This window comes from Methylocystis sp., assembly GCF_021731785.1.
Taxonomy (GTDB): Bacteria; Pseudomonadota; Alphaproteobacteria; order Rhizobiales; family Beijerinckiaceae; genus Methylocystis.
In genome coordinates, this window is record NZ_JAKFWS010000005.1 from 32,676 (window position 1) to 52,911 (window position 20,236).

Consider the following 20,236-nt stretch of genomic DNA (forward strand, 5'->3'; position numbering starts at 1 on the left):
CGCGTAGAGTAAGCTCGCGGAGCAAAAGAGCGTCCGCTTTTGCCAGCGGACGCTCGATCTATTTGAGCGCCTTTCGCTTGCCCTTAACGCGTTCCCTCCTATAGTCGCGCGCGACAAGGCGCCGGCTAATGACATCTCCTTTTTTCCTTCGCATTGGGACCCGCGGCAGTCCCCTCGCCCTTGCTCAGGCCCACATGGTCCGAGAAGCGCTGATGCGCGCGCATCGGGGAAGCGAATCGGATTTCCCCATCGAAATCATCCGCACGACAGGCGACCAGATCCAGGACCGGCCTCTGTCTGAATCAGGCGGCAAGGGACTTTTCACCAAGGAGCTGGATTCGGCGCTCATCGCTGGCGCGATCGATCTTGCGGTGCATTCCTCGAAGGACCTGCCAACCCATTTGCCGAGCGAAATCGTGATCGCCGGCTATCTGCCCCGTGAGGACGCGCGCGACGCCTGGATATCGCGCGGCGGTCTTGCGCTCGACGAGCTTCCTGCCGGCGCCGTGGTCGGAACCGCTTCGCTGCGCCGCGCCGCCCAGGTCAAGCGCCGGCGACCCGATATCAAGACCACGCTGCTTCGCGGCAATGTCGAGACGCGTCTCAGGAAGGTCGAGGAAGGGGATATCGACGCGACCCTCCTGGCTGTCGCCGGCCTAAAACGCCTGGGTCTCGCCCATCGTGCTTCGGCGCTGCTGCCGCTTGAGGCGTTTCCGCCGGCTTGCGGCCAGGGCGCGATCGGAGTCACGCGGCGCGGGGGAGACAACGCGACGCGCGATCTGCTGGCGCCGTTGTTCGACGAAGCGACCGGCGCTGCGCTCGCCGCCGAGCGCGCTTTCCTTGCGGCGCTTGACGGTTCCTGCCGCACGCCGATCGCCGGCCATGCGCAGGTTCACGGCGCCGAACTCTCCTTCTTCGGCGAGGTGCTGAAAGCCGACGGCGCCGAATCCTATGTCGTGCGCCGCCGCGGGCGCGCCATTGACGCTGCGATGATCGGCGCCGACGCCGGCAAGGAAATATTGTTGCGTCTGCCGCATGGCGTTGCGGGGCTTATGTGAGGCGCGTGCTTTTGTTGCGCGCGGCGGATGACGCCACGCGCACGGCGGAGAAACTACGCGCGATCGGTTTTATCCCCGTCCTCTCGCCCGTGCTGGAGATCGCCGCCACCGGCGCGCAATTGCCGCAAGGCGCCTATGACGCGCTATTGGCGTCGAGCGCGAAGGGCGTCGAACTCGCGCGAGGCGCAGAAGCGTTTAAGTCCCTGCCCCTCCACGCCGTCGGCGAAAAAACGGCGCATGCGGCGCGCGCGCATGGCTTTCATCCCCACGTCGTCGCGGGAAACGCCGAGGCGATCCTGCCGCGATTGCTCGCTCGTCATCCCGCGCCCACGCATTTCCTCTATCTCGCCGGGCGTGACCGCCAGCAGACTTTGGAAGCGGGCCTGAAGGCGGCGGGCCATCGGGTCGCCGCCGTGGAAGTTTATGAAGCGCGCGCGGCGAAGGCGCTTTCGCAAGAAGCGGTCGATGCGATCGCGGCGGGCGAGATTGATGCGGTTCTTCATTACTCTCGTCGCAGCGTCGAGATTTTTCTCGCGCTCGCGAAGGCAGCTGGTAGTTTGGAGAAGATGCGCGCCATCCCGCATTTCGCCCTGTCGCAGGAGGTCGCGCAGCCGCTATTTTACGACAATATTCCAAGTGTCGGCGTCGCCGAACGGCCAGACGAAGACCATTTGCTGGATCTGCTCGCGAGCGAGGCTTTTAACGCGCATGGCCCAAGGAAATAAGGGAGGAGCCAATGTTTCGATCGGCGATTTTTTCATTCCTGATCTTGATCGTTCTTCCCACCTTCGCTCTGGCGCAGGACGTCGCGGCGCGCTGCGCGAAAGTCGGCGACGACGACAAGACGAAGCCCATTCCCGCCGCGCTTGTTCCGCAAGCCCGTCAACTTTTCGGCTTTTCGCGGGAGACGCCGAACGCCGTCATTCGCAAGGGGACGAGCTATCGCTGCATGGGCGGCAAGACCTGGCTCTGCAATGTCGGCGCGAATCTCGTCTGCGGCAAGGCCGACGCCTCACAAAGTCTGCCAGGCGCCGCAGCCTTCTGCAAAGACAATCCCGGCTCCGACATGATCCCAATGGCGGCCACCGGTCACGACACGATCTATGAATGGAAATGCGTTGGGCCCAATGCGCAGATCGCGCGCAAGATCGTCAATGTCGATTCTCGTGGCTTCATCGCTGAGAATTGGAAGCCTCTCGATTGATTTTCGCCGCTCGCCGAAGCGCGTAAAGCTCGATAGTCCGCTCCTATGAGCGCGTCCTTGGCTTTCCGGTCCGACCTGAAAGCGACGGCGCTGTGGACGCGCCTCAAAGTGGCCATCGCCCGCTTTTCTCTCGCATCAGCTGCGCATAAAAACGCCCTGACCGTTGCCATTGAAATAATCGATGACGACGCTCGCCGCTTTCTCGTCGCCGTTTCGGGAAAATCTTACCGGACTGAGCCCGCTGGCGTTTTCTCCCGCGGGCTGAAAGGTGAAAATGTCGCCCGAATAGTGACGCATCGGATAGGACGTGGGCGCCGGGCCCAGGGTAAGCGAAAGCCCTTCGGCCGTTTCGACGACCCCAATGGGTCCGTAAAGCTCGTTGCGATAATAGCCGACATATGTCGAGCGCGGCGCGCGCGCCGGCGCGCTGGCCGGGGGCTTTGCATAATCGGCGTCCCGACCGTATGTCGAAATCGCCATTTCCGCGAAGGCTCCGCCAAAAAGCGCGAGCCAGTCCCGTTCGATCTTTCCGGTCAGGACCAGATCTAGGAAGCTGCGGCAAATCGTTTCCGGCGCGCCGATCGGCGCGGAATTGCTTAGCACGACGATTCCGAACCGTTCAGCCGGCATGACATAGGCGCAGGTCGCGGCGCCGAGGGCGAACCCGCCCGAGTGGCTCCAGCGCTGGCGCGCCGGACCGCCATAGTCGATGTCCCAGCCAAGCCCATAGAAGGTCGGCCCGCGCATCGGATCATGCGCCGGGCCGGTGGCGATTTGGGGGAAATGCGTTTCTGCGAGCGCCTCCGGCTTGACGATTTCGCGGCCGTCGAAGACGCCGTCGCGGAGTTGCAAGCGCACCCATGTCGCCATGTCGCGCGCCGACGCCGACGCGCCGCCCGCCGGCGCCTGCGCGTCGGCGTTGCGCTGCTCGCGACCGACCACCCAGCGGTCGCCGCGCCGCACATGGCCGAAGGCGCGATTTTTTTGCGCGATGAAATCGACGTGCCGCGAACTGGCGCTCGTCATCCCCAGCGGCCGATAAAGACGCTCGTCGCACACGTCCTCCCAGGATTTTCGCGCAGCTTTCGCCGCCGCGAAGCCTGCCGCCGAAAACCCCATGTTGTTGTATGCGTAATGCGTGCGAAAACTCGTGTTCGGTTTGATGTAGCGCAGGCGTCGAATGATTTCGTCGCGATCGTAGCCGATGTCTTCGACGAGATCGCCGGCATGGTCGGGAAGTCCGCTGCGATGGCAGAACATGTCGCGTAGCGTGATTTCGCACGTGACCCAGGGATCGCTCATCGCAAAGCCCGGCAAGGTACGCTCGATCGGCTGATCCCATGAGACGACGCCGTCTCCGACAAGGCCCGCGACGACGGTAGTAGAAAGAGGCTTGGACAGCGAAGCGATCTGGAAGACCGTGTCGGGGTCGACGCGATCCGCCGCGTCCGCTCGGCGCATGCCAAAGCCCTTCAAGTAGAGCGCGCGGTCCGGAGAGACGACGGCGACCGACATTCCCGGCACGCCGGTTTTCTTCATGACGTCGACGACGAGCGCGTCGAGATCGCTCAGATGTTTCTCAGTCGGCTCGCGGATGGGTGATGATGCGGGCTTCGCCTTGCCAAACGCCGGCGCGGGGGCCAGCAACCCCAGTCCCGACGCAAGCAGAGCGGATCGTCTCGTAAAAGGCATGATGTTTCTCCGCTCGCGCCTTCTTGCAACAATAGTGCTGAATCACTTCTCCGCCAGCGCCCAGCCGATGAGCACCATCACCGGGCCGACGATGGTCTGCCCGGCGACTCTCGAAGGCAAGTCCGCGATCGTGCCTTTGACGACGCGCTCGTGCGGCGTTGAAGCGCGCTCAATGAGAAAGGCGGGCGTATCGTGCGACATGCCCTCCTGTAGTAAGCGACGCGACAATTCCGGCAGCGTGCGGTTGCCCATATAGACCGCCGTGGTGGCGCGCTCGTCGGCGAGCGCGCCCCAATCGAAGTCCTCGGGAAATTCGCCGTCCTTGGTGTGCGCGGTGATGAATTGCAGGCGCCGCGCCATCTCTCGGCTGGTCAACGATGCGCCGATCGCGGCGGCGCCGGCGCAGGCGGCGGTCACGCCGGGCACGATCTCGATTGAAAAGCCAGCTTCGCGCAGCGCGGCGATCTCCTCGTTGGCGCGACCGAAGATAAGCGGATCTCCGCCTTTGAGCCGCACGACATTCTTGCCCTCGCGCGCAAGCTCGACGAGCAAGGCGCTAATTTCTTCCTGGCGCACGGAGGGCGCATAGCCGCGCTTGCCGACATTGATCCGCGTCGCTTCGCGACGGGCGAGATCGAGAATGCTCGCCGGAACGAGATCGTCGAACAGCACGACGTCGGCGCCGGCGAGCGCGCGCATGCCTTTCAAGGTGAGGAGTTCGGGATCACCAGGCCCCGCGCCGACGAGCGTCACGCGTCCGCGCGCCGTGGCCTCGGCGCCGGCGCGCGCCTCTTCGAGCAGGGCCGCGCGATCTTCGTCCTGCGGCGTTCGCTCGATTTCACGGAACGCGAGCCGCGTAAACCGGCGCCAGAAATCGCGCCGCGCCAAAAAGTCCAGTCCAGACGCGCGCAGAAGCGGCCGCCAGGCGTGCGCCGCCCGCGCCCACGCCTGGAATGTCGCAGGCACCAGCGTTTCGATCCGGCCGCGCACCGCCTGAGCGAAAACCGGCGACGCGCCGCCGGTCGAGACGCCGATCACCAGCGGCGAGCGATTGACGATGGCGCCCATGGTGAAATCGCTGAGCGCGGGCCGATCCGCGAGATTGAGCGGCACGCCGGCCACACGGGCTTGCTCATGCGCCTGTCGAGCCAGAGCGTCGTCCTCGATCGCGCCAAGCGCCATCGCCGCGCCGGCGAAATCGGCCCGCTCGACGGCGCGCGTGTGAATGGCCACATTGTCGCGCGCTCGCGCAATCTCGCGAAGTTTGTCGCAGGGCGCCGGCGCAAAAACGTCGACCTGGGCGCCGGTCGCGGCCGCCAGATCGACCTTCCAGGCCGCGGCTTCGCTGCCGCCGATGACCACCACGCGTCGCCCGGCAAGCGCGTAGAACACCGGCAAAGTCGCCAGCGGCTGCATCAGATCGGCGGATACTTCATCGGGTTTGCGGGTCACGGCGTCCCAGATCACGCTGCATTTGGGCGGAATCGCCCAATGCAATTTACGTGATCGATTTCTAAAACCTAGCGCGCTTTGCACGAAAATCGGCGTCGCGCCCGTCGGCGAGCCTCAAAACCGTGCGCAGCTAAAATCGCGCGTTCAGCGTCACATAGGCCGAGCGCGGCGCGCCGGGCGTGATGTTGTTGTTGTTATGCGCGAAGACATAATAGCGCGCCCCCGCCAGATTCTCGACATTGAGCTGTCCCGAGACATTCTCGCTCAACTTGACGAACAAGGCGCCGTCAACCCGGGCGTAACCCGGCACGACGACGAAATTGTCGATGGCCGGATAGAATTTGGAATTGTAGACGACGCCTGCGCCGACGCCGAGAACCCCGGGACCGGCGTCGAAGAAGGACGAAATATCGTATTTGTTCCAGAAGGAGAAGGTGTTTCTGGGCACAAAGGGATTGGTCTTGCCGACGTCAGTGAAGAACGGCGTCCGCAAGGTCGGCGCTCTGTCGGTCTTGACGACGCGCGCGTCCTGATAGCCGTAGCCGAGCGAAACCTCCCACCGGTCGGTGACATTGCCGACGAGGCCGAGCTCTCCGCCCTGCGTCCGCGTATTAGCGAGAATGGCCGTCGTCGCGTCGACCGTGAGCTGCTGGTTCGAACGATTGAGCTGATACAGCGCCCCGGTGAAGAGCAAGGCTGGCAGCAACTGCGCTTTGAATCCCACCTCAACATTCTCGAAGCTCTGCGGCGCGAGATTGGCGACGGTTGGAAACAGCACGTTGAACTGGTCTCCCGCCACAGGCACGAAGCTTCGCGAATAGGAGCCATAGAGCGAAACAATTTCGTTCGGCTTGAACACAAGGCCGAAGCGCGGCGACCACACATTGTCGACACGGCGCAGCTGGCCTCTAAAGTCGGTCGGACCGGGATCGAAGCCGGTGAATTTCAGGTCGAACCTGTCGAACCGCACGCCCGCGATCACATCGATGTATCGCGTCACCTCGATCTGATCCTGAACATAGCCTGCGGCAAGGTCCAGATTGGTGTGGCGACGACGGTTCGGATTGGCGAAGACCACGGGGAAATACGCCGTCGGCGTCCAAAACGGCGTCGTCACGCGCCGCATCGCGCAGGAAAAATTGAAGCAAGAAAGATCGCGGTTGTCGTCGCTCCTTTGGTTGCCGACTTCGGCGCCAAACATCACCGTGTGACGGATGTCCGGCGTCATCTGCCATTTGTAGACGAGGTCGGTCTGGTTGAAGATGTTCTGCCGGGGATTGGAGCTGAGATAGCCGTCGAGGCGCGCAACGCCGGCGGGAGTGACGCTTGTCGCGACAGGATTGAGCAGCGTCGTGACGACGCCCAGACCCTGATCGGGGAACGTGTTCTGATAGCGCTTCTGATAGTCCGCATAGACCGTCTGGTTTCGGATGTTGAGGCCGAATTCCGTGGTGTGATCGAAGGCGAGCGCAACGCGATTGAGATCGACTTTGGCGTAATTGACGGCTTCGACCGAAGGATTGCCGACGCCGAAGAAAGCGTCGATCGGCGCCGGCGACGGGTATCCCGGATAGATCGCCGAGCCGCCGAAAATGAAGCCGCCCACCGACGGAATGCCGCGATCGGCGGTGCGGCGATCGCGGAAATGTTCGTAGCTCAGCGTAACGAAGGTCTTTTCGAGCGGATGCCACGTCATCGTCGGATTGACGCCATAGCGCTCGAGCTTGAAGAAGTCGCGGTAGCCGTATGATTGCTCGTAGAGCCCATTGAGTCGGACGGCGAGCGTATCGTTGATCGCGTCGCCGACGTCGACCGTGACCCGCTTTCGAGCGAAGCTGCCCGAACTGACCATGATCGACCGCAGCCGTTCGCCGTCAGCCTTTTTGGTGACGCGATTGACGATGCCGCCGCCGCCGCCGCGTCCGAAGATCAGCGCGTTGGGGCCCTTGAGAACCTCGACAGCCTCGATGTTGTAAAGGTCGCGATAATATTGCGCGTCGTCGCGGATGCCGTCGGTATAGAAGTCGGCGGTCGTGTCCTGGCCGCGGATCGTGATCTGGTCGCGATTGCCTTCGCCCTGCGCGACCGTGACGCCGGGCACATACATCAGCGCCCGATTGAGATCGATGCTGTTGCGGTCCTGAAGCTGCTGCTTCGTCAGAATCGTGATCGACTGCGGGATATCGATAATCGGCGTGTTGGTTTTCGTCGCCGTCGACGTCCTGCCCGCGAAATAGCCGACGACGTCCGTCGGGCCGCGGCCGAGCGCCGTGGCCGGGAACAGCGGACGCTCGCCGGGAGCGCCATCGACGGAGGTAGCCGCGGTCACGACCGGCGCGCGGGTCGTCGGAATCACCCGAGCGCCGCGTCGTGCGCCGCCAACGTCGATCCGGGGCAAATGTTGGGCTCCGCTCGCGGAGCGCGCTTGCGAAGCGACATGCTTGGGCTTCGCCTGTGCGACCGGACGGGGCTTTTCCGGCGGCGCGTCGACTCTCACTGCCGGCAACCGCCCGGATTGGGACTGCGCGAGAGCGGGAAGGCTGGGCGTCAGCGCAGCGACAAGACTGACAGCGGCGGCCGAAGCTGCACCCGTTATTCGATCAAGCGCAATGGAAGAGAAAGAAAACGAGAAGTGCGCCTGTCGATGTCTGGGTTGTTTCCGAAGCATGTCTAGTCCACGCGCAAAGAGAAGGTTATTTAATAAATTTTCTCTTTGAAAACGGTCAATTAGCAGACAGGCTAGTTTAGAATCATTCCGACGCAATATTTAGCATTTGTTTCTGACTGTTGCCGAAATACGACATAAAGCGATATAGCTGAGAAGTATTTCAAGAAGGATATGATCGCCTTTTGTTGACTGTTGTATTTTCGACGCCCCTAGGCGTCGAATCGCGCATGTCGATTCCTTTTCGTACTCGATTCGGCGACAAAAAAAGGCGGCCCTTAAAACAGGGCCGCCAAAAGCGTATCTTGAGAAGAGTTGCTTACTTCTTTTTGCCGTCGGCGCCGAACTGAGCGATATAGGCCCACACATTCTCCTCGTCGCCCTCGCTCGGCAGACCCTGGAAAATCATTTTGGTGCCGGGAACCTTTGCCTTCGGGCTCTTGATGAACTCCTTGAAGCTCGCCTCGTCCCACGTAATGCCGGAACTCTTCATCGGCTCCGAATAGCTGTAGTCCGGCGCCGTGCCGGCCTTGCGGCCATCAACGCCGTTCAATTCCGGACCGATGGCGTTTTTCGCCGTTTCTCCGACTTGATGGCAGGCTTTGCATTTGGCGAAGACCTTTTCGCCCGCGGCGGCGTCGCCGGCGGCGTAAGCCTGGCCGGCGGAAGCGGCGAAAGCGACGCTCGCGGCGAACGTCAGCAGGGAAATCGTCTTCATCCTTGTTCCTTTCCTCTTCCCGGCGTTCGCGTCGCGCCCGCCCTTTTTTGAAATGCGACCGGCCATCGTTGGCGCCTCGCGGCGCTCTTTAGACGGTTTTGAAACTACAACGAAGCCGCGGCCAAAGACAATACGCCAGAGGTTAGGTCTCGCTATCATCGACTTTATGGCGAACGTCGTGAACGCGCGCTGAACCGCAGACTTAAGTGACCCGTCGGAGCGTGAGATTGACGCGAACGCCGAACGCTGCGAGCGCCGGCGGCAGCGAGGCGTCGACCGTCGGCAAAATCCGGTCGACGCCGTGATAGCGCATTCTTGCGGGTCCCGAGAGCACGAGCGCGTCACCTGACGACAGCGCGAAAGCGATCGCGCGATCGCCGCGCCGGGTTCCGCCAAGCCTGAACCGGCAGTCGGCGCCTAGCGACAGCGAGAAGATCGGCGCAGCCAAATCCGCTTCGTCCCTGTCCTGGTGGAGGCCCATGCGCGCCTTTTCGTCGTAGACATTTACGAGGCAAGCTTCTGGCGGCCTGTGATAGCGCGCGAGTTCGTCCCAGAGCTGCAACAGACGCGGCGGCATCGCCGGCCAGGGCTCGCCGGTCTTGGGATGGCGCGCCTCGTAGCGATAGCCCTGCGCCTTGTCGCTGACCCAGCCGAGCGCGCCGCAATTCGTCATCCGCACCGACATTGGCGCGCCGGTCTTCGGCATCGTCGAGACGTAGAGCGGCGCGGCGGCGATGACTTCCACAATCTCATCAGCAAGAGCCGCCTGCGCCGCTTGATCGAGGCAGGCTGGGAAATGAAAAACGCCAGGCGCGATTTCGAGCATCTAGACGAACCTGGGCGGCTTGCGTCGGCACACGAGGGTCGCCGTTGCGCTGCTATATTTGCGCGCTAGGCGACACGATTGGGAAACAGCGCTTTCAGACGGGTGTGAAAGATGTCCGCGAATTGGTCGAAGCCCGGTTCCGTAGGGTGAAGCTCATTGTGCCACGAACTCGTCTTGCGCGGCAAAGTCCCCTGACCGTTAATAAAGGTCGCTTTCCTGGCGGGATCGTTGGTGATCTGCGCGAGCATCGCTGCGAAGCCTTTCAGCATCGCGTCGACGACGGCCTGCCTCGCGGCGAGCGTCGGAAAGCCCTTGAGATCGAAAGTTGGCTTGAGCCAGGGTCCGAAAAACACGCAAACGTTGCGACCATCGGGAATGGCGAAATCGTAGTCGTGGAAAACGAGATGAGTCGTCGGGCTGAATTTGTCGCGAATGTCGATTAGATCATCATATCCGGCTCGAACGAGCGCCAGCACATTGTCGAAGCGCGCCTGATTGAGATGCGCCGCGGGAGGGATCGCCGGGTTCCAGTCTTTGACCCAGAGCGCCATCGGGTTGTCAACGACGTCATTGCCGCCGCCGGAAAAGAGCAGCACGTCCCAAGGTCCACCCGCCGGCGAACCCCGACGCAACCGGTCGATGAGTTCCGTGCGCTCCTTGACGCCGAGCATATAGCGAACTTCGTCGCCTGCCTTTGCCAGATTGAGGATCGGGACGCCCACCCGGCGCTCCAGCCGAGGAACGATTCCGCCGGAAAGGAAAGCCGGATAGTCGAACCATGAGTCGCCTTCGGCGCAGATCTGCAGCGGGGCGAAGGCTTGCGCGGTCGCTGCAGCACGAGCGCCGCGCCGTTTCATGATCGACATCACAGCTTTATATTCGGTCTCTCGGCGAGCGATCTCAGCGTCCCGCTCCGTTTCCACCCGTTCCCGTGCACGTCCGATCTTCTCCGGTGAAACGGACGGCGCTACGCCCGCGAGGCGCGCTGCAGTCCGCGCCGGCTGCTGCTTTGCCTGGGCGAGCGCACGGGCTTCATCAAGCGTAACCGGCCCTCGTTTCGGCGGGACGACCCCCGCGCGCGCGTTGGCGGTCTCGGTTACTGGGGAGCGAGCCGCCTTCTTTTTCGGCGGCGCCTTGGGATTTTTCGCCATTCGAATATCCTCGATCAAATAATTTCGCCGCGGACGCGGCAATCAATTGCAGCGAAAGCAAAACACACAAGTAAGGGAAGTCAATGGGACCGCGCCTGCGACGCCGTTACTGCGAGTGGCCCAGCACGGTCTTTGACGCCACCGTCGAATCGGCGTTGAGCTGATAGATGATCGGGACGCCGGTCGCGAGTTCGAGCGTCGTAACGCTCTCCGGCGTCATCTGCTCCAACACCATGCAGAGCGCGCGCAGCGAATTGCCATGCGCCGTGACCAGCACGCGCTCGCCGCGCATCACCGGCGGCAGAATGCGCTGCACATAAAAGGGCACGACGCGGGCCACCGTGTCCTTGAGGCTCTCGCCGCCGGGCGGCGGCACATCATAGGAGCGCCGCCACAGCCGCACCTGTTCCTCCCCCCATTTGTCGCGCGCCTCATCCTTGTTGAGGCCGGAAAGATCGCCGTAATGACGCTCGTTCAGCGCGCGGTCCTTGATCGTCGGGACGTTCGTCTGGCCAAGCTCCTCGAAGATCAGATCGAGCGTGTGCTGCGCGCGGATCAAAGCGGAGGTGAAGCCGACGCTGAACAGAATGTCGAGCTTCTTCAACTCACGGCCGGCGCGGCGCGCCTCTTCAACGCCGAGCGGCGTGAGATCCGGGTTTTTCCAGCCGGTGAAGAGATTTTTGGCGTTCCATTCGCTTTGGCCATGGCGAACCAGAACGAGAGTGCGATTCATGCTCGTAAACGCTCGTCGGTATCAGGTGCCGGAAAGGCCAAGCACGTCGGACATGGAGTAGAGCCCGGGAGTCTTTCCGCGGGTCCACAGCGCGGCGGCGAGCGCGCCGCGTGCGAACACGCCACGATCCTCGGCGCGATGCGAGAATTCGATTCGCTCGCCGGACCCGGCGAAAATCACGGTGTGATCCCCAACCACCGTGCCGCCGCGAAGGCTGGCGAAGCCAATCTCTCCGGTCCGGCGGGGCCCGGTTAGCCCGTCGCGCCCGTGCGCGCTATTCTCCGCGAGGTCGACGCCACGCCCGCGCGCGACCGCGTCGCCGAGCAGCAACGCCGTTCCCGAGGGCGCGTCGACCTTGAGGCGATGGTGCATCTCGACGATTTCGGCGTCCCATGCCGGTCCGAGCGCCCGGGCGGCGCGCTCGACGAGCGCGGCGAGAAGATTGACTCCCAGGCTCATGTTGCCCGAACGAACGATGGCGGTTTTCTGCGCGCACGCCGCGACCGCGGCAAGGTCTTCGGCAGAAAGCCCCGTCGTGCCGATGACGAGGGCGACCTTGGCTGCCGCCGCCGCCTTCGCCATTTCGACGCTGGAGCCCGGCGACGAAAAGTCGACGATGGCGTCGGCGTCGGCAAGGGCGGCGCCGATATCGCTCGTGATCGGCACGCCGTTTGGCGTCGCGCCGCCGCTGTCGGCGCCGAGCGCTTGCGCGCCAGGGCGCTCAAGGGCGGCGGTCAGGCGCACGCCCACCGCGTCGGGGACGATCTGAGTCAGCATCCGGCCCATACGGCCCGCCGCGCCGACCACCACCAAACGCAATTCGTTCATTCGGTCGCTCCCGCCCCCGCGCTAGCGGCTTCGATTCAGTTTCAGTGACGCGCAATCCCTATACAGGCGAGGCGCCCCAATGAGAAGCGCGCAGCTTTGGCGGGCGGGCGACATACCACCCGAACGAACGGTTATTTCGGCTTGGGGCGGAAGCTTTTCACCCGCGCGGGATCGGTTTCGATATAAGCGGCGCCGATGAGGTCGAGGCAGTAAGGCACTGCGGGCATGACGGCGTCGAGGCAGAGTTCGATCGCCCTTGGCTTGCCGGGCAAATTGATCGCCAGGCATTTGCCGCGATGAGCGGCCAATTGTCGCGACAGGATCGCGGTCGGAGTCTGCGCCAGCGAGACCTGTCGCATCAATTCGCCAAAACCGGGCAGTTCCCGAGGGCAGGCGGCGAGCGTCGCTTCCGGCGTCAGATCGCGCGGACTGGGCCCCGTGCCGCCGGTCGTGACGATGAGGTCGCACCCGACGTTGTCGGCGAGATCGATCAGCGTATCGCGCACGCTTTCAAAGCCGTCGGGGATGATGCGCCGCTCGATCCGGAAAGGCGTCGTCAGCGCCGCCCGTAGATAGGCCTCGATCGCCGGACCGCTCTCGTCTTCATATACGCCGGCGCTCGCGCGGTCGGAGGCGGTGACGATCCCGATGATTGCCGCCTGGTTTTCAGCTGACATTGGCGAGTCTCCCGGCGGGCATGTTTGCCGCGTCGCCGCGCGCTTGTCACTATCTCACGCCGCAGCGCTTAAGATAGATTATCATGCACAAACACAGGGGATATGGCGATTGCTAAAGCATTATCAGACAAAATAGATATACAATTATCGAATATAAATAGCCGTTCAGGATTTATGTTAACGCTTTTATCAAGCGTAGCTTATGAACATATTCTGCCACATTTATATATTAACTATTTTGTCTTCACATCCATTCAGACGGATGGAACTTATGCGCTCGACGATGCGCTTGGCTCGTCGGCGTCCCTCCCAATCATGCGAAAACGGAGCACTGCTGGATGAATCGTGTCTATGGCGTCGTGACAATCCTTGGACTAATGACCGCGCCCGCGCTGGCGCATCACGCCTCCCATCACGCCTTCCGCCATTCGGGGCGTCATGCTGAGGACTCACAAGCCCAGGAGTTCACCGCCACTGCGTCCTTTTACGGCGGCGGTCCGCGCCGCTACGAGCCCAACGCCCGGACTGCCAATGGCGAAATCTTCAACATGTGGGATCTGACCGCCGCCCACCGCAGCCTGCCGATGGGCACGCGGCTGCGCCTGACCTATGCCGGACGAACGGTGGTGGTGCGCATCAATGACCGCGGGCCGGCGGCCTGGACCGGGCGCAGCCTCGACATGTCGCGCGGCGCGGCCGAGCAGCTCGGCTTCGTCGCACGTGGTGCCGGACAGGTGCGCGTCGAGGTGCTGGGCAAAAGCTGAGAACATCATGCGCGACCTCTCCCATCGGGAGAGGGTCGGACCGAAGGTCCGGGGCGCGGGGTTGGCGCTCTTGTCGGAGAGGCGAAACCCCTCTCCCGGCCGCCTTCGGCGTCCACCCTCTCCCACAGGGAGAGGGTTTTCGCGCGCTATGGGAGAGGGGTTTCCTTCACGTAAATCTCCGCGCCCTTTTCCAGAAACTCTTCCGCCTTTTCGGCCATGCCCTTCTGGCGTTCGATCTCTTTCGCCTCCTCGCGCAGGTCGCGGGTGATCTGCATCGAGCAGAATTTCGGCCCGCACATCGAGCAGAAATGCGCGACCTTGTGCGCCTCCTTCGGCAGCGTCTCGTCGTGGAACTCGCGCGCCGTGTCGGGATCTAACCCGATCTCGAACTGATCCTCCCAGCGGAAGTCGAAACGCGCCCGGCTCATCGCGTCGTCGCGTTCGCGCGCCGCCGGATGGCCCTTGGCGAGATCGGCTGCATGCGCGGCGATGCGATAGGTGATGACGCCGGTCTTCACGTCGTCGCGATCCGGCAGGCCGAGGTGCTCTTTAGGCGTTACGTAACACAGCATAGCGGTGCCGAACCAGCCGATCATCGCGGCGCCGATGCCGGAAGTGATGTGGTCGTAGCCCGGCGCAATGTCGGTGACGAGCGGACCGAGCGTATAGAACGGCGCCTCGCCGCAAGCCGCGAGCTGCTTCTCCATGTTGGCTTTGATCTTGTGCATCGGCACATGGCCGGGGCCTTCGATCATGACCTGACAGCCCTTGTCCCAAGCGATTTTGGTCAATTCGCCGAGCGTCTCCAGCTCGGCGAATTGCGCCGCGTCATTGGCGTCGGCGTTCGAGCCAGGACGCAAGCCGTCGCCGAGCGAGAACGACACGTCATATTTGCGCATGATGTCGCAAATCTCGTCGAAGCGCTCGTAGAGGAAGCTCTCCTTATGTTTCGAGAGACACCAGCGCGCCATGATCGAGCCGCCGCGCGAGACGATGCCGGTGACGCGGTTCGCGGTGAGCGGCACATAAGCGAGACGCACGCCGGCATGGATGGTGAAATAATCGACCCCCTGCTCCGCCTGCTCGATCAGCGTATCCTTGAAGACCTCCCAATCGAGCTTCAAGGCGTCGCCGTCGACCTTCTCCAACGCCTGATAGATCGGCACCGTGCCGATCGGCACGGAGGCGTTGCGGATGATCCAATCGCGGATGTTGTGAATGTTGCGGCCGGTCGAGAGATCCATCACCGTATCGGCGCCCCAACGGATCGCCCACACCATCTTCTCCACCTCATCCGCAACGGAAGAGGTGACGGCCGAGTTGCCGATATTGGCGTTGACCTTCACCAGAAAGTTGCGGCCGATGATCACCGGCTCGAGCTCGGGGTGATTGATGTTGGCCGGAATGATCGCGCGGCCGCGCGCGATTTCATCGCACACGAACTCGGGCGTGACGAATTCGGGGATCGAGGCGCCGAAGCTCTCACCGTCGGCGATGCGTTCGTTCGCGACGTCGAGCACGCGCTCGCGGCAGAGGTTCTCGCGATGCGCGACATAGATCATTTCTTCCGTGACGATCCCGGCGCGGGCAAACTCGAGTTGAGTCACAGGTTGAAGCCCAGCCGCCCGATAAAGCCTGCGCGCGGCGGGACATGGCGGCACGAGCCGCTCGCCTTCGGCGAAGCCATTGTCCTCGGGCTTGATCGCGCGCCCTTGGTAGGCTTCGAGACCGGCACGCGCTCCGAGCCAGGGCCGCGCGGACGGAAGCCCGGCCGAGAGGTCGGGCGTGAACGACGCGCATGTATAAGGGCCGGAGGAGTCATAAACTCGAAGCGGCGGCTCGCCAGAGGACGGATGCAGCGGGATTTCGCGATAAGGCGCGCGAATATCGTGGCGCCCTTCTGGCGACGCGTAGACCTTTCGCGAGTTTCCGATCGGCCCGGTGGTGACGCTCGCCGGCAGGCGCTTGTCGTGAATGTTCATGCTCGCGCTCCTTCATCGCGCTTCGTCAAGGGAAGCGGACGCTGAGTCATGAAGACGAAGGAGGGACGCGCTACCATAGCGTCGACGCGAGGCGCGCCGTTCGCTTCTGTCGCTGGCCTTCCCTACGCCGGCATGACCCGGATCAGGTTCGACGGGTGCTTCTCAGCCGCGCTTGCGGCGCCCCTCGCCATTATGGAAAAGTTACTGCGTTCACACTCGCGTCGCAAGTTCGCGTGGCGATACCGGCAAATAGCGTATAGCCCCGACGAGCCCAGACATATGAGGAATCTAAATTTCCAGGGTCTGTCTTCAAACGAGGCGGCCCGGCGCCTTGCCCAATACGGCCCCAACGAGCAGCCGAAGGCGCCACCGCCAGGCGTATTCGCGATCGCGCTGCGCACGCTCAAAGAGCCCATGTTCTTTCTGCTTGCGTCGGCCGCGCTGCTCTATCTTTTCGTCGGCGATCTGGGCGAAGGCCTGTTCATGGTCGCCGGCGCCGGCGCGTCGATTACGCTTGTCATTCTGCAGGAGCTGCGAACCGAACGCGCGCTCGAAGCGCTCAACCGGCTTGCGGAGCCGACCGCAACTTGTCTGCGCGACGGGGTCGAGCGTCGCATTCCGGCGCGCGATCTCGTGCCCGGCGACCTTATTCTCGTCGGCGAGGGAGAGCGTGCGCCTGCCGACGCGGTGCTGGTCGGCGGCGACGCGCTGGTTATCGACGAGTCCCTGCTGACCGGCGAATCGGCTCCAGTGACGAAGACGCTCGCAGGCGAGGCCCGTTCGGCGGAATTCCCCGATCCTGGCGGAGAGCATACGCCTTTTCTTTTCGCCGGAACCATGATCGCGCGCGGATCGGGGCTGGCCGAGGTCGTGCGCACCGGCGCGCGCACAGCGATGGGACGTCTTGGCGCCTCGCTCGCCGCGATCGAGGCCGAGCCCAGTCCCCTGCAGCAAAGAACCGGCAGACTGGTCGCGACGCTCGGCGCCTTCGCGCTCCTTTTTTGCGTGCTGGTGTTTCTGGCCTATTGGCTCGTGCATGGCGACTGGTTTGAAGGCGCCATCGCCGGCATCACGCTCGCCATCGGCCTTCTGCCCGAAGAATTTCCGATGGTGCTGGCGATCTTCCTCGCGCTCGGCGCCTTTCGGCTGGCGCGTCGCAACGTGCTCGTGCGTCGCTCCTCGGTGACCGAGACGCTGGGCTCTACGTCGATACTTTGTGTCGACAAGACCGGAACGCTGACGCAGAACCGCATGCGCGTCGCGTTCGCCATTCCCGAAAGCGACAAGGCGATCGATGCGCCGCTGGCGGATGCCGTACAGCGCATGCTCATCCGCGCCGCCTTGCGCGCGTCATCGGCAAACCCCGTCGATCCCATGGATCGCGCCGTTCACGCCTTCGCGGCGGACGTCGGCGTGGCGCCGGAAGGCGAACCGGTTCGCAGCTTCCCAATCCGCCCAGACCTTCTCGCTTTCATTCAGTGCTGGCGCGATGAGTCGGGTGAGAGCTACGCCGCGAAAGGCGCGCCGGAGGCGATCTTCAAACTCACGCGAGTTTCTGACGAAGAACGCGCACGCCTTCAGACTAAAATCGACGATCTGGCGCGTCGCGGGCTTCGCGTGCTTGGCGTCGCGACGACGGCGCCGCTGCCGCAAGCGCTTCCGCTGGAGACCGCATCGTTTGATTCTGTCGGATTGCTCGCCTTTGAGGACCCGCTGCGCGACGACGTCCCGGCCGCCGTCGCAGCGGCGCGCCGCGCGGGAGTCGCCGTGGCGATGATCACCGGCGATTACCCTGCGACGGCGCTCGCCATCGCGCGCCAGGCAGGGATCGATTCTGACGCCGGCGTGATCACTGGCGCCGAGATCGGCGGCACGCCGAGCCGCATGCTTCCCGAGAAGATTCGCAATGTGCGCGTCTTCGCGCGGGTGACGCCGACAAGCAAGCTTGCGCTCGTCGAGGCGTTCAAGGCCGACGGCCAAATTGTCGCTATGACCGGCGACGGGGTCAACGACGGGCCGGCCCTCGCCGCTGCGCATATCGGCATCGCCATGGGCCAGCGCGGCTCGGACGTCGCGCGCGAGGCCGCGCATATCGTGTTGCTCGACGACAGCTTCACGTCGATCGTCGCCGGCGTGGCGCTGGGGCGGCGCATCTTCGCCAACCTCCGCCGCGCGCTCACCTATGTGACGGCAATTCACATTCCGATCGCCGGCGTCGCCCTGGCGCCAATCCTGATGGGGCTGCCGCCGCTGCTGCTGCCGGCGCATGTCGTGCTGATGGAGCTGATCATCGATCCGACCTGCGCGCTCGTTTTCGAGTCGCAGCCGAATGAGGCTGACGCCATGCTCAAACCGCCGCACCGGCGCGATGAGCCGCTTTTTGGTCCGCGCGAACTCTTCCTGGGTTTCGTGCAGGGCTTCGTCGTCTTCCTCGCCGTGATGTCGGTCTATGTCATCGACAATGGGTTGGGCGCGCCCGAGCGGCAAGCGCGCGGGCTCGCCTTCGCAACCCTTGTCGTCGGCAATCTCGTGCTTGCGCTGTCGGATGCGCTTCCGCGCGGCGCGTCGCTGTTTTCACGCGATAATATGGCGTTCTGGCTCGTCGCCCTCGCGGCCAGCGCAATGGTGGCGGCATGCCTTTACGTTCCGCTGATCGCGGAGCTTCTGCGCTTCGAGCCGCCGACTTGGCCAAAACTCGCTCTGGCGCTGACGCTCGGCACGATCGCCGGAAGCTGGTACGGCGTCTGGCGTCGGTTGCTCTATCCGGCGCCGCGCGCGCAGCGGGAAGACGCCGTCCTGACCATTGATTTGCGCTGAGGGGTGCAATACGCAAAAACCACATGTGTTGCAAAGACGTTACACGACGAAGAAATCTGTGCATGTGAAGGCGAATTTACGCCTCAAGGCGAATGAGTCTTGTAATGTTTACTACAGTGTGAGCCTGCGTCGGCGTTCGGCGCGACAGGCGAGCGCTCGCTATTGGTGGTGCTTTAAGAGACGGTTCGCCTTGGGATTTGCGGCCAATGAAAAAATTTATTTCGCGCAGCTTCCTCATCACGCTGACGACGGCCGCGGCGTTCTCGCCCTCTTTGTCCTTTGGCGCCGACGGCTACTTCCTTACAGGTTACGGTCCACGTCAGCGGGCCTTAGGCGGCGCTGGCGTCGCGGACTCGCGAGACCCGATGGCCATGTCGATCAACCCCGCTGGCATTGTCGGACTCGACCGGACGTTTCAGGTCGGGCTCGCCGCGAGCCTCCCCGAGCGCGGTTACTCGACGACAGGTCTGCCGGCGGTCCTGGCGCCCGGCGATGTGAGGAGCGGTCGACCGATCTTTCCGGTGCCTAACGGCGCCTATGTCCAGCCGATCGACGCCGAATCCGCATGGGGGGTCGCCAATTACGGCAACGGCGGACTCAATACTTCGTACGACTTCCAGCATTTCAAGCCTCCGGTCAAAGCGGGCCCAGGCGGCGCGATCACAGTTGCTCCTTCCTTCGGCGGCATCCTCGGCGGCGGCTGGGCGGGACTCGACCTTCAACAGTCGTTTATGAGCGTCACCTACGCCAGAAAATTCGGTCCGATCACGGTGGGCTTCTCGCCCACTTTGGCGATCCAGATGTTCAATGCGCAGGGACTGAAAATCCTCTCTCCCTACTCGTCCAACATGTACAACTTTTCCGACATGGGCTATGATTGGTCGGCCGGGGGCGGGTTCCGCGTCGGCGTCGAGTGGCGCGCGACGAACGAACTACGCTTTGGCCTCGCCGGCGCGACTCCCATGTTCATGTCGAAGCTGGAAAAATATAGGGGACTTATTGCCGACAACGGCAGTTTCGACATTCCGGCGACCTTGATCGCCGGCGTCGCCTATGACCTGCTGCCCAGCCTCACGCTGATGGCCGACTGGAGACACATCTTCTACTCGGCGACTACCGCCGGTTACGCGAGTTTTCCCATCTGGTACGGGTCATTCGGCTCATATGGCGGCAGCGGCTTTGATTGGCGCGACACTGATTCCGCCTCCTTTGGCGTCGAATGGCGCACTGCGTCAAAGCTGACGCTGCGAGTCGGCTACCATTACTCAACCTTGCTGATGAGAGAGCGCTCCGCCACGCTTGCGGCGCTGGCGCCGCTTGTCGCCGCGCATGCCGTCACCGGCGGGTTCGGCTATCAGCTGACGGAGAATTCGTCGATCGATTTCGCCGCCATTCACGACTTCAAGAATTCGGTCAGCTATTTCGAAAACGCGCCCTTCGTCGGCCGCGCGTTTTTTCCCGCAATTCCAATAAATCTGCTTCCCCATTATAATACAAACGCCGTAATCACCGCTTGGGGACGCGCTACCCAGTTCACGGTCGGCTACAACTACAAGTGGGATGCAGGCGATACTTCGTGGATCCCCAGTCATTTCTGAGACATAGCGCTCCCTGACGGCCGGTAGCGATCGGCCCGCCTGGCGCGCCTCCCGAACGGGAGGCGCGTCTT

General features: G+C 63.1%; 16 protein-coding genes and 1 riboswitch. Of the genes, 6 read left to right on the forward strand and 10 right to left on the reverse strand.

Features of this window, described 5'->3' with window-relative positions; all coding sequences use genetic code 11:
- Positions 1-128: 128 nt before the first annotated feature.
- The 3 genes from hemC to QZ964_RS00885 are packed head-to-tail and all read left to right on the forward strand — an operon-like array spanning position 129 to position 2,262.
- A complete protein-coding gene (hemC, locus tag QZ964_RS00875) occupies positions 129-1,058 on the forward strand; it encodes a hydroxymethylbilane synthase (protein WP_292528017.1) in 930 nt (309 codons plus the stop codon).
- A gap of 5 nt (positions 1,059-1,063) precedes the next feature.
- Positions 1,064-1,783 carry a uroporphyrinogen-III synthase gene (locus QZ964_RS00880; RefSeq protein ID WP_292528019.1) on the forward strand — a complete coding sequence of 240 codons (720 nt, stop codon included), beginning with the start codon at positions 1,064-1,066 and terminating at the stop codon, positions 1,781-1,783.
- 11 nt (positions 1,784-1,794) lie between these two features.
- Positions 1,795-2,262 (forward strand): hypothetical protein, encoded by a 468-nt coding sequence (locus QZ964_RS00885; RefSeq protein ID WP_292528021.1) that lies wholly within the window; start codon positions 1,795-1,797, stop codon positions 2,260-2,262.
- 135 nt (positions 2,263-2,397) lie between these two features.
- Here the strand turns inward: QZ964_RS00885 and QZ964_RS00890 are convergent, their stop codons facing one another.
- From QZ964_RS00890 to mog, 9 genes are all read right to left on the reverse strand, one after another.
- A complete protein-coding gene (locus QZ964_RS00890; protein WP_292528023.1) occupies positions 2,398-3,954 on the reverse strand; it encodes a serine hydrolase in 1,557 nt (518 codons plus the stop codon).
- Positions 3,955-3,996: 42 nt separating this feature from the next.
- Complete coding sequence (cysG, locus tag QZ964_RS00895; protein ID WP_367119180.1) at positions 3,997-5,406, reverse strand: siroheme synthase CysG; 1,410 nt, start codon at positions 5,404-5,406, stop codon at positions 3,997-3,999.
- 130 nt (positions 5,407-5,536) lie between these two features.
- A complete protein-coding gene (locus tag QZ964_RS00900) occupies positions 5,537-7,804 on the reverse strand; it encodes a TonB-dependent siderophore receptor (protein ID WP_292528026.1) in 2,268 nt (755 codons plus the stop codon).
- Between the two features lie 586 nt (positions 7,805-8,390).
- The gene (locus tag QZ964_RS00905; protein WP_292528027.1) at positions 8,391-8,789 is read right to left on the reverse strand and encodes a cytochrome c-554; all 399 of its coding nucleotides are present in this window, start codon (positions 8,787-8,789) and stop codon (positions 8,391-8,393) included.
- A 202-nt stretch (positions 8,790-8,991) separates the two neighbouring features.
- The gene (locus QZ964_RS00910; protein ID WP_292528028.1) at positions 8,992-9,615 is read right to left on the reverse strand and encodes an alpha-ketoglutarate-dependent dioxygenase AlkB; all 624 of its coding nucleotides are present in this window, start codon (positions 9,613-9,615) and stop codon (positions 8,992-8,994) included.
- Between the two features lie 65 nt (positions 9,616-9,680).
- Complete coding sequence (locus QZ964_RS00915) at positions 9,681-10,766, reverse strand: hypothetical protein (RefSeq protein WP_292528030.1); 1,086 nt, start codon at positions 10,764-10,766, stop codon at positions 9,681-9,683.
- 106 nt (positions 10,767-10,872) lie between these two features.
- Positions 10,873-11,499: a 2,3-bisphosphoglycerate-dependent phosphoglycerate mutase gene (locus tag QZ964_RS00920; protein WP_292528032.1), complete on the reverse strand. Its 627-nt coding sequence runs from the start codon at positions 11,497-11,499 to the stop codon at positions 10,873-10,875.
- Positions 11,500-11,520: 21 nt separating this feature from the next.
- Positions 11,521-12,327, reverse strand: a complete 807-nt coding sequence (gene dapB / locus QZ964_RS00925; RefSeq protein WP_292528033.1) for a 4-hydroxy-tetrahydrodipicolinate reductase — start codon at positions 12,325-12,327, stop codon at positions 11,521-11,523.
- Positions 12,328-12,458: 131 nt separating this feature from the next.
- Positions 12,459-13,004: a molybdopterin adenylyltransferase gene (gene mog, locus QZ964_RS00930; RefSeq protein ID WP_292528035.1), complete on the reverse strand. Its 546-nt coding sequence runs from the start codon at positions 13,002-13,004 to the stop codon at positions 12,459-12,461.
- A 338-nt stretch (positions 13,005-13,342) separates the two neighbouring features.
- On the opposite strand from mog, the gene QZ964_RS00935 reads away from it, so the two are divergent.
- Positions 13,343-13,768 carry a septal ring lytic transglycosylase RlpA family protein gene (locus QZ964_RS00935; RefSeq protein ID WP_292528037.1) on the forward strand — a complete coding sequence of 142 codons (426 nt, stop codon included), beginning with the start codon at positions 13,343-13,345 and terminating at the stop codon, positions 13,766-13,768.
- Positions 13,769-13,914: 146 nt separating this feature from the next.
- Here the strand turns inward: QZ964_RS00935 and thiC are convergent, their stop codons facing one another.
- A complete protein-coding gene (gene thiC, locus QZ964_RS00940; protein WP_292528039.1) occupies positions 13,915-15,750 on the reverse strand; it encodes a phosphomethylpyrimidine synthase ThiC in 1,836 nt (611 codons plus the stop codon).
- Positions 15,751-15,851: 101 nt separating this feature from the next.
- Positions 15,852-15,945, reverse strand: a riboswitch (TPP riboswitch).
- An 84-nt stretch (positions 15,946-16,029) separates the two neighbouring features.
- Here thiC and QZ964_RS00945 point away from each other — a divergent pair.
- Entirely contained in the window at positions 16,030-18,567 is a 2,538-nt protein-coding gene (locus QZ964_RS00945) for a cation-translocating P-type ATPase (RefSeq protein WP_292528040.1), read from the forward strand.
- 206 nt (positions 18,568-18,773) lie between these two features.
- Complete coding sequence (locus QZ964_RS00950) at positions 18,774-20,165, forward strand: OmpP1/FadL family transporter (RefSeq protein ID WP_292528042.1); 1,392 nt, start codon at positions 18,774-18,776, stop codon at positions 20,163-20,165.
- Positions 20,166-20,236 lie beyond the last annotated feature (71 nt).